The following is a 12,755-nucleotide window of genomic DNA, read 5'->3' on the forward strand; positions in this document are numbered from 1 at the left end:
TTTCAAGGAGCCAATTCAATGAAGACGATTGCTGAAATCGTGAAGCTGGGCCCGGTCATCCCGGTGCTCGCATTCGACTCGGTCGAGCAGGGCGAACACGTGTCGCGTGCATTGCACGCGGGCGGCGTGAAGGTGCTCGAGATCACGCTGCGCACGCCGGCCGGCCTGGAAGCGATCCAGCGCGCCAGCCAGCTCGCGGACGACATCGTCGTCGGCGTCGGCACGATCACGAAGCCCGAGCATTGCGAGCAGGCGAAGCGCGCGGGCGCGAAGTTCGGCGTGTCGCCGGGCCTGACGAAGGAGCTGCACCTCGCGTCGCTCGACGCGGGCCTGCCGCTGCTGCCGGGCGTGATGACGCCGAGCGACATCATCCAGGCGCTCGAATTCGGCTATGAGATCGTGAAGTTCTTCCCTGCGCAGCAGGCGGGCGGCGTGCCGATGCTGCAGGCGTTCCACGGCCCGTTCCCGGCGCTGAAGTTCTGCCCGACCGGCGGCATCACCGTCGAAACGGCACCGAACTTCCTGAAACTGCCGAACGTCGTGTGCGTCGGCGGTTCGTGGCTCACGCCGAAAGCCGCGCTTGCCGCGCAGGACTGGGCCGAAGTCACGCGCCTCGCGCAAGCCGCGAGCCAGCTCCCCCGCTGAGACTTGTACGAAATGACGGTTTGACCCTCGGAAATCAGGCGCTTAGTGCTTGTTTTACCGAGGGTTTTTGCTGATGGAACCGGTTCTATCCGCGGACCGTAAAGATAAGTAAAATTCAGCGTCCTGACGGGGTGGGTACCCCCCGTGTTCCGGAGACCTGCATAGCCGGGCATACTCGCAACAACTCGCCCGGTTCGAACAATTCTAGGAGGAGTGCCACATGGGGGCTGTCCAAGGCAGCATGCTGCTCGTATTCACGCTGATCGCGATCGCCGCGCTGATCCTGATGATCGCGCGCTACAAGATCTACCCGTTCCTGGTGCTGATCATCGTTTCGCTCGGCCTCGGTCTCGTCGTCGGCATGCCGATGGACAAGATCGTCAAGTCGTTCGAGGCGGGCACCGGCGGCACGCTCGGCCACATCGCGATCGTCGTCGGCCTCGGCACGATGCTCGGCAAGATGATGGCCGAATCGGGCGGCGCCGAACGGATCGCGACCACGCTGATCGACTGGTTCGGTGAAAAGAACATCCACTGGGCGATGATGTTCGTCGCGATCATCGTTGGCCTGCCGGTGTTCTTCGAAGTCGGCTTCGTGCTGCTGATCCCGATCGCGTTCAACGTCGCGAAGCGCACCGGCAAGTCGCTGCTCGTCGTCGGCCTGCCGATGGTGGCCGGCCTGTCCGTCGTGCACGGCCTGATCCCGCCGCACCCGGCCGCGCTGCTGGCCGTTCAGCAATACGGCGCCGATATCGGCAAGACGATCGCGTTCGGCCTGATCGTCGGCGTGCCGACCGCGATCATCGCGGGCCCGCTGTTTGCGCTGACGATCTCGAAGTTCGTGAAGCTGCCGGAGAACAACCCGCTCGCCGCTCAGTTCGTCGATACGCACACGGATGGCCGCAAGCGTGAACTGCCGAGCTTCGGCATCACGCTGTTCACGATCCTGCTGCCCGTCGTGCTGATGCTCGTCGGCAGCTGGGCCGACCTGCTGTTCACGCCGAAGTCGCTGCCGAACAACCTGCTGCGCTTTGCCGGCAACTCGGACGTCGCGCTGCTGATCGCCGTGCTCGTGAGCTTCTTCACGTTCGGCAAGCTGCAGGGCTTCAACCGCGACCAGATCCAGAAGTTCTGCGGCGAGTGCCTGGCACCGATCGCCGGCATCACGCTGATCGTCGGCGCGGGTGGCGGCTTCGGCGGCGTCCTGCGCGACAGCGGGATTTCGCAGCAGATCGTTGAAACCGCGAAGCACGCGCACCTGTCGCCGCTGCTGCTCGGCTGGTTCGTTGCCGCGCTGATGCGTCTCGCGACGGGTTCGGCGACGGTCGCAATGACGACGGCCTGCGGCATCGTCGCGCCGATCGCCGCGGCGGCCGGCACGACGGTCAGCCCGGAGCTGCTGGTGCTGGCCACGGGCTCGGGCTCGCTGATCTTCTCGCACGTGAACGACGGCGGCTTCTGGCTGATCAAGGAATACTTCGGGATGACGGTCGGTCAGACGTTCAAGACCTGGTCGTTGCTCGAAACCATCATCTCGGTGCTTGGTCTTGGCTTCACGCTGCTGCTGAGCATGGTTCTGTAACAAGGGGTAGGCAATGATTCTGATCGCAATGGGCGTGTCGGGTGCGGGCAAGTCGCTAATCGGCGAAATGCTGGCGGAACGCCTGTCGTGCAGCTATACCGATGGCGACGCGTTTCACAGCGCGGCGAACAAGGAAAAGATGCACAACGGCATTCCGCTGACCGACGACGACCGCTGGCCGTGGCTGCGCACGATCCGCGCGGCCATCGAGGAGAAGCAGCGTGCCGGCGAGACGGCCGTGTTCACGTGCTCGTCGCTGAAGCGCTCGTACCGCGACGTGCTGCGCGGCACCGACACCGACGTGCGGTTCGTGTATCTGAAGGGTACGTTCGAGATGTTGCACGAGCGCCTGAAGAGCCGCACCGGCCATTTCTTCGATCCGTCGCTGCTGAAGAGCCAGCTCGACACGCTCGAGGAGCCGGGCCCGGACGAAGCGATCGAGGTCAGCATCGAGCTGACGCCCGAACAGATCGTCGATCAGGTCATGCTGAAGATCGGCATCGCGCAGCAGCACTGAGCGCGGTTCGCGGCAATCGTCATGAAAAAGGCGCCCCTCGGGGCGCCTTTTTTCGTTTGTGGCTCCGCAGGCCGGTCAGGCCGCGTGGGCCTGCTGCGCGATGCCGTCGAGCAGCACGTCGAGCATCGTGTCGTGCACGGCTGCCGGATCGAGCTGCGCATAGAGCGGGGCGGCCGCCTTGACGAGCGGATGCGCGGCGTCGGACAGCGCTGCCATTTCCGCGAGCTCGACGTCGTTCGCGGCGCGCGTGAGGCCGCCGGCTTCGGCCGCGGCCAGCCCGATCACGCTCGCATACCAGCCGACGCACACCGACGGCAGCGCCGCGCGCGGGATGCCGGCGTCGGCCAGCGCGCGATGCACGGCCTCGATGTGCGCGAGATCGGCCGGCCCGGTACTCATGTGCCGCTGCAGCAGCGCGAACGCGGCCGGGTAGCGCAGCGCGAGCGCGCGGTACTGGCGTGCGAGATCGCGCAGCCGTTCGCGCCACGGCAGCGCGGCGTCGACCGGCACGAGCGAGCGCGACAGCGCGTTCGCGATCGCGCGGCTCAGGCCTTCCTTCGACTTGAAGTGGTACAGCACGCTCATCGGGTCGCAGCCGACCGACTGCGCGAGCTTGCGCACGCTGAACGCGGCTTCGCCGACGTCTTCGAGCAGCGCGAGCGCGGCCGCGACGATGGCCTCCTTGTCGAGGCCGCGCGGGCCCTGGGCGGGTTTGTCTTTCATCGATGCAGACGGGCGAGCCGGTAAGGTACCGGCTGTAAACTTGACGAAAGCTTATTCTACACTGTAGAATTATTTCTGCGGTGTAGAAATTGGGTGTCCCGGCACCTTTCAATACGTGCTTTCGCACAGTCCGGGATCCAGGCGGCACGAGCGTGCCCGCCGTCAACACGGGCCATCGCGCCCCTTTTCACGTTGACACCCATGTGGAACCGGCTGCCCCACCCGCGAAGCCAGAAGGCTCTTCGACAGGCGGCCCAAGACCATGCAAGTGCAATCATGACTTTCAATAATCAACCCCTGATCCAGGGCGAATCGCGTTTCGAACAAACGCATCTGAACATCGAAAAAGACAACTGGAACTGGTGCGACCCGGCCCGCTACGACGGCGAGCGCCCGGCCAACTGGTACGAGGCGTCGCTGTCGCGCCACGCGAACAGTGCGCCGCTGGCACACGATGCCGTCTGCGACGTGCTCGTGATCGGCGCGGGCCTGCTCGGCGCGTCGGCCGCGCTGCATCTCGCGGAAGCGGGCGTCGATACCATCCTCGTCGACAAGCACCACGTCGGCTCGGCCGCGTCCGGCCGCAACGGCGGGCAACTGACGCCCGGCCTCGCGCGCTGGGAAGCCGCCGACATGATCGATCACCTGTCGCACGACGACGCGAAGCGGCTGTGGCGCTTTGCGTCGTCCGAATCGATGGACCTGATCGATGCGATCGGCGCACGTTACGCGCTCGAGCTCGACCGCAAGCGCGGCCACATTACGGCGGCGGTGCACCCGGGCCACATGAGCGCGCTGCTGGACGGCGCGGATGCGCGCCGCCATCTCGGCGACGCGGGCGTGACGCTCGTCGGCCGCCATCAGCTGCATGACGAATACGTGCGCTCGGGGCTGTACCACGGCGCGGCGATCGATGCGATCGGCGGGCAGATTCATCCGCTCGCGTTGGTGCGCGGCCTCGTGCACGGCTTCCGCCTGAACGGCGGCGCGCTGTTCGAGGGCACCGAGGTGCTCGAGCTCGACGAGACGCCGGAGGGCGTCGTCGCAACGACGCCGGGCGGTACGATCACCGCGCGCAAGGGCGTCGTGCTCGCGCTGCACAACACGACGTTCCGGCTGCTCGACGACGGTGCCGCAACGACCGTGCCGTTCTTTACCTACGTGAGCGTGACGGCGCCGCTCGACGTCGATGTCGCGACCCTGATGCCGGCCGGCATGCCCGTGTACGACACGCAGTTCCAGATCGACTATTACCGGCCGGTGCGCGGCAACCGCCTACTGTTCGGCGGGCAGGGCACCGGCACGTGCTGGGCGCAACCGGACGTGAACGCGTACCTGCTGACGCGGCTGAACACGGTGTTTCCGCAGCACGACGGCCGGTTCGCGCTCGACTACTGCTGGAGCGGCGTCAGCGACTTCACGCTGAACGGCGCGACCGACAGCCGCAAGACCGACGGCCGCGTGCCGATGTACATGGTGCAGGGCTGGAGCGGCCACGGCGTCGCGCAGACGGTGCGGATCGGCAAGGCGATCTGCGACGATTTCGTCGGACGCAACGACGATTTCTCGATGCTGACCGGCATCGACCATCGCGCGATTCCGCTCGGCCGCCAGTTGTCGCCGATCGCGATTCCCGCCGCGAAGGCCGCGATGAGCGTGATGAGCGCGCTCAACCCGGGGCGGATGATCTCGTTCTGACGCTGTTGCGGCAGGCAACAAAAAAGCCCGATGCGATTGCTCGCATCGGGCTTTTTTACGTGCTCGGACGGCGGCGCTTACGCGATCCGCTTCGCGAGTTCGACGGCCTTGCCGATGTACGACGCAGGCGACATCGCGAGCAGGAGATCCTTCGCCTCTTGCGGGATCGCGAGCGTGCCGACGAACTCCTGCAGCGCTTCGCGCGTGATGCCCTTGCCGCGCGTCAGCTCCTTCAGCTGCTCGTACGGGTTCTCGATGCCGTAGCGGCGCATCACCGTCTGCACCGGCTCGGCGAGCACTTCCCAGCAGTTGTCGAGGTCTTCGTTCAGGCGCTGCGGGTTCACTTCGAGCTTGTCGAGGCCGCGGATCAGCGAGTCGTACGCGAGCAGCGAATAGCCGAGCGCGACGCCCATGTTGCGCAGCACCGTCGAGTCGGTCAGGTCGCGCTGCCAGCGCGACACCGGCAGCTTGTCGGCGAGGTGGCGCAGCGTCGCGTTGGCGAGGCCGAGGTTGCCTTCCGAGTTCTCGAAGTCGATCGGGTTGACCTTGTGCGGCATCGTCGACGAGCCGATTTCACCGGCCTTCGTCTTCTGCTTGAAGTAGCCGACCGAGATGTAGCCCCACACGTCGCGGTCGAGGTCGAGCAGGATCGTGTTCGCGCGCGCCACGGCGTCGAACAGCTCGGCCATGTAGTCGTGCGGCTCGATCTGGATCGTGTACGGGTTGAACGTGAGCTTGAGGCGGTTCTCGATCACGTCGCGCGAGAACGCTTCCCAGTCGAATTCCGGATACGCGGACAGATGCGCGTTGAAGTTGCCGACCGCGCCGTTCATCTTGCCGAGGATCTCGACCTTCTCGATGCGCGTGATCGCACGGGCGAGGCGGGCCGCGACGTTCGCGAGTTCCTTGCCGAGCGTCGTCGGGCTGGCCGGCTGGCCGTGCGTGCGCGACAGCATCGGCTGCTCGGCGTGCGCGTGTGCGAGTGCGACGAGGCGCTGGTAGACCGTGCGCAGCGCCGGCAGGATCACGTGTTCGCGCGCGCCGGCGAGCATCATCCCGTGCGACGTGTTGTTGATGTCTTCCGACGTGCACGCGAAGTGGATGAATTCGCTGGCTTTTTCGAGTTCTTCCTGGCCCTTCACCGATTCCTTCAGCCAGTATTCGACGGCCTTCACGTCGTGGTTCGTCACGCGCTCGATGTCCTTGATGCGGGCGGCGTCGTGCGCGGTGAAGCGCTCGGCGAGCTGCAGCAGGAATTGTTCGGACGCATCGGAGAAGCGCGGGACTTCCGCGAAGCCGGCGCGCGACAGCGCGATCAGCCAGTGCACCTCGACGGTGACGCGGTGGCGCATGAAGGCGGCTTCGGAGAGCCAGTCGCGCAGCGCTTCGGTCTTGCTGGCGTAGCGGCCGTCGATGGGCGAAAGCGCGGTGAGGGCGAAAAGCGTATCGGGACGAGTGTCGGACATGATCGGGCGGGCCTTGGGGCCGGGTCGAGCGAGGGGAAGGAGAATCCGGCATTTTACCATTGGCGCGGGACGATCCCGGTCGCGCGCGGCCGGCGGGCGTCTCCGCGTGCGGATGCTGTCTCGGCGCCCGTTCGCGACGGGGCGCCGGGCCGCTCGCCGCACCGCCGCCCGTGCCCGCCCGCCGGTAGAATGCAGGCTTCTTCCCGACCGCCGCCCGCCGCGCCCGCCTGCATGGAACTGAAATGGCTCGAAGACTTCGTTTCGCTCGCGGAAACGCGCAGCTTTAGCCGGTCCGCCGAGCTGCGGCACGTGTCGCAGCCGGCGTTTTCGCGGCGCATCCAGGCGCTCGAGGCATGGCTCGCGACCGAACTGATCGATCGTTCGGTCTATCCGACGCGGCTCACGCAGGCCGGGCAGATCTTCTACGAACAGGCGCTGACGATGCTGTCGCAGGCGCACGAGGCGCGCACGCTGCTGCGCGGCCACGTCGGCGCGCCGGTGCCGACGATCGAGTTCGCGGTGCCGCACACGCTGTCGCTCACGTATTTCCCGCGCTGGCTGCAGCGGATCGAGGCGAAGATGGGGCAGGTCCACACGCGGCTGCGCGCGCTGAACGTGCACGACGCGGTGCTGTCGCTCGTCGAGGGCGGCTGCGATCTCGTGATGGGCTACCACCACCCGAGCCATCCGGTCGCGCTCGACCCGGCGCGCTACGACATGCTGATCCTCGGCAGCGAGCCGATCAGCCCGTTCTCGGCGCCGGGCCGCGCGGGGCGGCCGCGCTATACGCTGCCCGGTACGGCCGATGCACGCGTGCCGTACCTGTCATATACGCCGAATGCGTATCTCGGCCGGATGACGGAGGTCATCGTCGCGAATGCGACGACCCCGCTGTTCCTCGATCGCGTCTACGAAACCGACATGGCCGAAGGGCTGAAGGCGATGGCGCTCGCGGGCCACGGTATCGCGTTCCTGCCGCACAGCGCGGTCGAGGACGCGGTCGCGGGCGGCCGCCTGATCCGGCTCGACCGGTCGGTGCGCGGTGGCGCGTACCCGTTCACGCTGACGATGGAGATCCGGCTGTACTGCGACAAGCTCGCGCTGCAGGGCGACGACCCGCGGCAGAAGCTCGTGCGCGCGCTGTGGGACGTCGTACGCGACGAACTGCGCGAAACCGCGGGTTAACCGTCGGCGGTTAACCACCCGCCGCACGGCCCGGCCGGCTGTCGTCGAGCTTGCGTCGCCTGTCGGGCGGCTGTCCGGCGGCCCTCCCGCCTCCACGAAACACGATTTTTCACGCACGCGATGCACGATCGATCGCGTGCGTTCTTGCGCAAATCGACCGCAGATTTGCGAAAAATCGCGATCATGCAAGAAACGCATAATCGAATAAGCAAACGGCATTGGATAAAAAAAACGGGTTTTTCGACAATGTGCGCACCTGTTGACCGTTGGAGCATCCATGTCTTCGCAATTGCAGTCCATCCCGTCCTACCTTCACGCCGACGATCTCGGCCCGTGGGGCAACTACCTTCAGCAAGTCGATCGCGTCGCGCCGTACCTCGGCTCGCTGTCGCGCTGGCTCGAAACGCTGAAGCGCCCGAAGCGCATCCTGATCGTCGACTGCCCCATCGAGCTCGATAACGGTACCGTCGCGCACTTCGAAGGCTATCGCGTGCAGCACAACGTGTCGCGCGGCCCGGGCAAGGGCGGTGTGCGTTACCACCAGGACGTGACGCTGTCGGAAGTGATGGCACTGTCCGCATGGATGTCGGTCAAGAACGCGGCCGTGAACGTGCCGTACGGCGGCGCGAAGGGCGGTATCCGCGTCGACCCGCGCAAGCTGTCGCGTGGTGAGCTCGAGCGCGTGACGCGCCGCTACACCAGCGAAATCGGCATCATCATCGGCCCGAACACCGACATTCCGGCGCCGGACGTCAACACCAACGAACAGGTGATGGCGTGGATGATGGACACGTACTCGATGAACCAGGGCCAGACGTCGACCGGCGTCGTGACCGGCAAGCCGATCGCACTCGGCGGTTCGCTCGGCCGCAAGGAAGCAACGGGCCGCGGCGTGTTCGTCGTCGGCAGCGAAGCGGCGAAGAAGAAGGGCCTCGAGATCGAAGGCGCACGAATCGCGGTGCAGGGCTTCGGCAACGTCGGCGGCATCGCGGCGAAGCTGTTCCAGGAAGCGGGTGCGAAGGTGATCGCGGTGCAGGATCACACGGGCACGATCTACCAGCCGGCCGGCCTCGATTCGAACAAGCTGCTCGACCACGTCGCACGCACGGGCGGTGTCGCGGGCTTCGAAGGCGCGGAACCGATGCCGAATGACGAGTTCTGGACCGTCGAAACCGACATCCTGATCCCGGCGGCACTGGAAAACCAGATCACCGAGAAGAACGCAGGGAAGATCCGCACGAAGATCATCGTCGAAGGCGCGAACGGCCCGACGACGACGGCGGCGGACGACATCCTGACCGCGAACGGCGTGCTGGTGATCCCGGACGTGATCGCGAACGCAGGTGGCGTGACCGTGTCGTATTTCGAATGGGTGCAGGATTTCTCGAGCTTCTTCTGGACGGAAGACGAGATCAACCACCGTCTCGAACGCGTGATGCGCGAAGCGTTCTCCGGCGTGTGGGCGGTCGCGGAAGAGCACAAGGTGTCGGTGCGTACGGCAGCGTTCATCGTTGCGTGCAAGCGCATCCTGATGGCGCGCGAAATGCGCGGCCTGTACCCCTGATTCGCGGTTGCCGATTTCAGATCGGTTGACTACGATCAATCCATGACGCAATCCATCCGGTTGCGTGCATGAACCCTCGCGGGCGGTGCCGAATCCGGTACCGCCCGCGCGCGCATTCAGGCGCCGGAAGGGGCGCCCGAAGCCGGGAGGAAGGCTTCGCGCAGCGCGATTCGTAGTGCGGTAAACAACCAGTACTTTCAAAAATATTACTTTGATACACTGGCGCGGGTTTTAGCCAAGGAGATGACCAAAATGAAATACCAAAAGGCAGTCCTGATGTTCGCGGCGCTTTGCGCGTTCGCAAGTGGCGCGCATGCTCAGGAGACGGGCACGCTGAAGAAGATCAAGGACACGGGCGTGATCGCGCTGGGCCACCGCGAATCGTCGATTCCGTTCTCCTACTATGACCAGAACCAGCAGGTGGTCGGCTATTCGCGCGAATTCCAGCTGAAGGTGGTCGACGCGGTGAAGAAGAAGCTGAACCTGCCGAACCTGCAGGTGAAGAACATTCCGGTCACGTCGCAGAACCGCATCCCGCTCGTGCAGAACGGCACGGTCGACATCGAGTGCGGCTCGACGACCAACAACGCGGAACGCCAGCAGCAGGCTGCGTTTTCCGACACGATCTTCGTGATCGGCACGCGCCTGATGACGAAGAAGGATTCGGGCGTCAAGGATTTCGCCGACCTGAAGGGCAAGACGGTCGTGACCACCGCCGGCACGACGTCCGAGCGCCTGCTGCGCAAGATGAACAACGACAAGCAGCTCGGCATGAACATCATCAGCGCGAAGGATCACGGCGATTCGTTCAATACGCTGGAATCGGGCCGCGCGGTCGCGTTCATGATGGATGACGCGCTGCTCGCGGGCGAGCGCGCGAAGGCGAAGCAGCCGGGCGAGTGGGTGATCGTCGGCACGCCGCAATCGGAAGAAGCGTACGGCTGCATGATGCGCAAGGGCGATGCGGACTTCAAGAAGGTCGTCGACGACGCGATCTCGCAAGTCGAGAAGTCGGGCGAAGCCGCGAAGATCTACGCGAAGTGGTTCGAAAACCCGATCCCGCCGAAGGGGCTGAACCTGAACTTCCCGCTGTCCGATTCGATGAAGAAGCTGTACGCGAACCCGAACGACAAGGCGCTCGACTGACCGCACGGCCGTTGATGCAGAAATGACGCTAATGAGACGGAAGAGGCCCCGCTTCTTCCGTCTCTTTTTGCTGGAGTCTTGCCCATGTCTTACCACTGGAACTGGGGCATCTTCCTGAGCCCCGTATCGACCGGCGAGCCGACGACTTATTTCGGATGGCTGATGTCCGGCTTCTGGGTGACCATCGAAGTGTCGCTCGTTGCCTGGGTCATCGCGCTGATCGTCGGTTCGCTGTTCGGCGTGCTGCGCACCGTGCCGAACAAATGGCTGTCCGCGATCGGTACCCTGTACGTGTCGATTTTCCGGAACATTCCGCTGATCGTGCAGTTCTTCGTCTGGTATCTCGTGATACCGGAGCTGCTGCCGGCGTCGATCGGCACCTGGATCAAGCAACTGCCGCCCACCACGCAGTTCTTTACCGCGTCGATCATCTGTCTCGGCCTGTTCACGGGCGCGCGCGTGTGCGAACAGGTGCGCTCGGGGATCAACGCGCTGCCGAAGGGCCAGCGTGCCGCCGGCCTCGCGATGGGTTTCACGCAATGGCAGACGTACCGCTACGTGCTGCTGCCCGTTGCGTACCGGATCATCGTGCCGCCGCTCACGTCGGAATTCCTGAACATCTTCAAGAACTCCGCCGTCGCGTCGACGATCGGCCTGCTCGACCTGTCCGCGCAAGCGCGCCAGCTCGTCGACTACACCGCGCAGACGTATGAGTCGTTCATTGCGGTGACGCTCGCCTACGTGATCATCAACCTCGTCGTGATGTCGTTCATGCGCTGGATCGAAGGCCGTACGCGGCTGCCCGGCTATATCGGAGGCAAGTGATGCATCAGTTCGACTGGAGTAGTATTCCCGGCGCGCTGCCGACGCTGTGGACGGGGGCGGTCGTCACGTTCCAGATCACGCTGATCGCGATCGTGGTCGGGATCGTCTGGGGCACGCTGCTGGCGCTGATGCGGCTGTCGGGTGTGAAGCCGCTCGCGTGGTTCGCGCAGGGCTACGTGACGGTGTTTCGCTCGATCCCGCTCGTGATGGTGCTGCTGTGGTTCTTCCTGATCGTGCCGCAGCTGCTGCAGGGCGTGCTCGGGCTGTCGCCGACGATCGACATCCGTCTTGCGTCGGCGATGGTCGCGTTCTCGCTGTTCGAAGCCGCGTATTATTCCGAGATCATCCGCGCCGGCATCCAGGCGGTGCCGCGCGGGCAGGCGAACGCCGCGTTTGCGCTCGGCATGAACTACGCGCAGGCGATGCGCCTCGTGATCCTGCCGCAGGCGTTCCGCGCGATGGTGCCGCTGCTGCTCACGCAGGCGATCGTCCTGTTCCAGGATACGTCGCTCGTGTACGTGATCAGTCTCGCGGACTTCTTCCGCACGGCGGCCAACATCGGCGATCGCGACGGCACGACCGTCGAGATGGTCCTGTTCGCCGGCGCATGCTATTTCGTGATTTGCTCGTTGGCGTCTGCACTCGTCAAGGGTCTCCAGAAAAAGGTCACAAGATGATTTCCATCAAGAACGTTTCGAAGTGGTACGGCCAGTTTCAGGTTCTCACCGACTGCACGACCGAGGTCAAGAAAGGCGAAGTGGTCGTCGTGTGCGGCCCGTCGGGCTCGGGTAAATCCACGCTGATCAAGACCGTGAACGGCCTCGAGCCGTTCCAGCAGGGCGAGATCCTCGTGAACGGCCAGTCGGTCGGCGACAAGAAGACGAACCTGTCGAAGCTGCGCTCGAAGGTCGGGATGGTGTTCCAGCATTTCGAGCTGTTCCCGCACCTGTCGATTACCGAGAACCTGACGCTCGCGCAGGTCAAGGTGCTCGGCCGCGGCAAGGACGAGGCGAACGAGAAGGGCATGAAGCTGCTCGACCGCGTCGGCCTGAAGGCGCATGCGCACAAGTTCCCGGGCCAGCTGTCGGGCGGCCAGCAGCAGCGTGTCGCGATCGCGCGCGCGCTGTCGATGGACCCGATCGCGATGCTGTTCGACGAACCGACGTCCGCGCTCGACCCCGAGATGATCAACGAAGTGCTCGACGTGATGGTCGAACTCGCGCAGGAAGGGATGACGATGATGGTCGTCACGCACGAGATGGGCTTCGCGAAGAAGGTCGCCCATCGCGTGATCTTCATGGACAAGGGCGCAATCGTCGAGGACGACCGCAAGGACGATTTCTTCTCGAATCCGAAATCGGAACGTGCGAAGGATTTCCTCGCGAAGATCCTGCACTGAGTGTT

Annotated in this window: 12 protein-coding genes; 10 read left to right on the plus strand and 2 right to left on the minus strand. The window is 64.8% G+C overall.

Annotated elements, in window-relative coordinates; genetic code table 11:
• Positions 1-18: 18 nt before the first annotated feature.
• From eda to BCEP18194_RS08855, 3 genes are all read left to right on the plus strand, one after another.
• On the plus strand, positions 19-645 hold the full coding sequence (eda, locus tag BCEP18194_RS08845; protein WP_011350938.1) for a bifunctional 4-hydroxy-2-oxoglutarate aldolase/2-dehydro-3-deoxy-phosphogluconate aldolase: 627 nt from the start codon (positions 19-21) through the stop codon (positions 643-645).
• A gap of 220 nt (positions 646-865) precedes the next feature.
• Entirely contained in the window at positions 866-2,227 is a 1,362-nt protein-coding gene (locus BCEP18194_RS08850; RefSeq protein WP_011350939.1) for a GntP family permease, read from the plus strand.
• Between the two features lie 13 nt (positions 2,228-2,240).
• Positions 2,241-2,744 carry a gluconokinase gene (locus BCEP18194_RS08855; RefSeq protein ID WP_011350940.1) on the plus strand — a complete coding sequence of 168 codons (504 nt, stop codon included), beginning with the start codon at positions 2,241-2,243 and terminating at the stop codon, positions 2,742-2,744.
• Positions 2,745-2,819: 75 nt separating this feature from the next.
• Here BCEP18194_RS08855 and BCEP18194_RS08860 read toward each other — a convergent pair whose 3' ends face one another.
• A complete protein-coding gene (locus tag BCEP18194_RS08860; protein ID WP_011350941.1) occupies positions 2,820-3,467 on the minus strand; it encodes a TetR/AcrR family transcriptional regulator in 648 nt (215 codons plus the stop codon).
• 276 nt (positions 3,468-3,743) lie between these two features.
• Here BCEP18194_RS08860 and BCEP18194_RS08865 point away from each other — a divergent pair, with 276 nt between their 5' ends.
• Entirely contained in the window at positions 3,744-5,165 is a 1,422-nt protein-coding gene (locus BCEP18194_RS08865) for an NAD(P)/FAD-dependent oxidoreductase (RefSeq protein ID WP_011350942.1), read from the plus strand.
• A gap of 77 nt (positions 5,166-5,242) precedes the next feature.
• Here BCEP18194_RS08865 and purB read toward each other — a convergent pair whose 3' ends face one another.
• Positions 5,243-6,631, minus strand: a complete 1,389-nt coding sequence (gene purB / locus BCEP18194_RS08870; RefSeq protein WP_041492739.1) for an adenylosuccinate lyase — start codon at positions 6,629-6,631, stop codon at positions 5,243-5,245.
• A gap of 231 nt (positions 6,632-6,862) precedes the next feature.
• Here purB and BCEP18194_RS08875 point away from each other — a divergent pair, with 231 nt between their 5' ends.
• The 6 genes from BCEP18194_RS08875 (at position 6,863) to BCEP18194_RS08900 (ending at position 12,750) form a co-directional block, all read left to right on the plus strand.
• Entirely contained in the window at positions 6,863-7,816 is a 954-nt protein-coding gene (locus BCEP18194_RS08875) for a LysR substrate-binding domain-containing protein (protein WP_011350944.1), read from the plus strand.
• Positions 7,817-8,093: 277 nt separating this feature from the next.
• Positions 8,094-9,380 carry a Glu/Leu/Phe/Val family dehydrogenase gene (locus BCEP18194_RS08880; protein ID WP_011350945.1) on the plus strand — a complete coding sequence of 429 codons (1,287 nt, stop codon included), beginning with the start codon at positions 8,094-8,096 and terminating at the stop codon, positions 9,378-9,380.
• A gap of 252 nt (positions 9,381-9,632) precedes the next feature.
• Entirely contained in the window at positions 9,633-10,526 is an 894-nt protein-coding gene (locus BCEP18194_RS08885) for a glutamate/aspartate ABC transporter substrate-binding protein (protein ID WP_011350946.1), read from the plus strand.
• 84 nt (positions 10,527-10,610) lie between these two features.
• Positions 10,611-11,351: an amino acid ABC transporter permease gene (locus BCEP18194_RS08890; RefSeq protein ID WP_011350947.1), complete on the plus strand. Its 741-nt coding sequence runs from the start codon at positions 10,611-10,613 to the stop codon at positions 11,349-11,351.
• Positions 11,351-12,028: a glutamate/aspartate ABC transporter permease GltK gene (gltK, locus tag BCEP18194_RS08895; protein WP_011350948.1), complete on the plus strand. Its 678-nt coding sequence runs from the start codon at positions 11,351-11,353 to the stop codon at positions 12,026-12,028. The genes BCEP18194_RS08890 and gltK overlap by 1 nt, the downstream gene beginning before the upstream one ends.
• Positions 12,025-12,750, plus strand: a complete 726-nt coding sequence (locus BCEP18194_RS08900) for an amino acid ABC transporter ATP-binding protein (protein ID WP_011350949.1) — start codon at positions 12,025-12,027, stop codon at positions 12,748-12,750. Before gltK ends, BCEP18194_RS08900 begins: the two co-directional genes overlap by 4 nt.
• The last annotated feature ends 5 nt before the right edge of the window (positions 12,751-12,755 follow it).

Origin of the sequence: Burkholderia lata (assembly GCF_000012945.1) — a bacterium.
Taxonomy (GTDB): Bacteria; Pseudomonadota; Gammaproteobacteria; order Burkholderiales; family Burkholderiaceae; genus Burkholderia; species Burkholderia lata.

Coding starts and splice junctions, on each gene's coding strand:
- purB (WP_041492739.1), bottom strand. CDS start 6,631: ATGTCCGACACTCGTCCCGATACGCTTTTCGCCCTCACCGCGCTTTCG.
- BCEP18194_RS08885 (WP_011350946.1), top strand. CDS start 9,633: ATGAAATACCAAAAGGCAGTCCTGATGTTCGCGGCGCTTTGCGCGTTC.
- BCEP18194_RS08855 (WP_011350940.1), top strand. CDS start 2,241: ATGATTCTGATCGCAATGGGCGTGTCGGGTGCGGGCAAGTCGCTAATC.
- BCEP18194_RS08850 (WP_011350939.1), top strand. CDS start 866: ATGGGGGCTGTCCAAGGCAGCATGCTGCTCGTATTCACGCTGATCGCG.
- BCEP18194_RS08875 (WP_011350944.1), top strand. CDS start 6,863: ATGGAACTGAAATGGCTCGAAGACTTCGTTTCGCTCGCGGAAACGCGC.
- BCEP18194_RS08890 (WP_011350947.1), top strand. CDS start 10,611: ATGTCTTACCACTGGAACTGGGGCATCTTCCTGAGCCCCGTATCGACC.
- BCEP18194_RS08880 (WP_011350945.1), top strand. CDS start 8,094: ATGTCTTCGCAATTGCAGTCCATCCCGTCCTACCTTCACGCCGACGAT.
- gltK (WP_011350948.1), top strand. CDS start 11,351: ATGCATCAGTTCGACTGGAGTAGTATTCCCGGCGCGCTGCCGACGCTG.
- BCEP18194_RS08860 (WP_011350941.1), bottom strand. CDS start 3,467: ATGAAAGACAAACCCGCCCAGGGCCCGCGCGGCCTCGACAAGGAGGCC.
- BCEP18194_RS08865 (WP_011350942.1), top strand. CDS start 3,744: ATGACTTTCAATAATCAACCCCTGATCCAGGGCGAATCGCGTTTCGAA.
- BCEP18194_RS08900 (WP_011350949.1), top strand. CDS start 12,025: ATGATTTCCATCAAGAACGTTTCGAAGTGGTACGGCCAGTTTCAGGTT.
- eda (WP_011350938.1), top strand. CDS start 19: ATGAAGACGATTGCTGAAATCGTGAAGCTGGGCCCGGTCATCCCGGTG.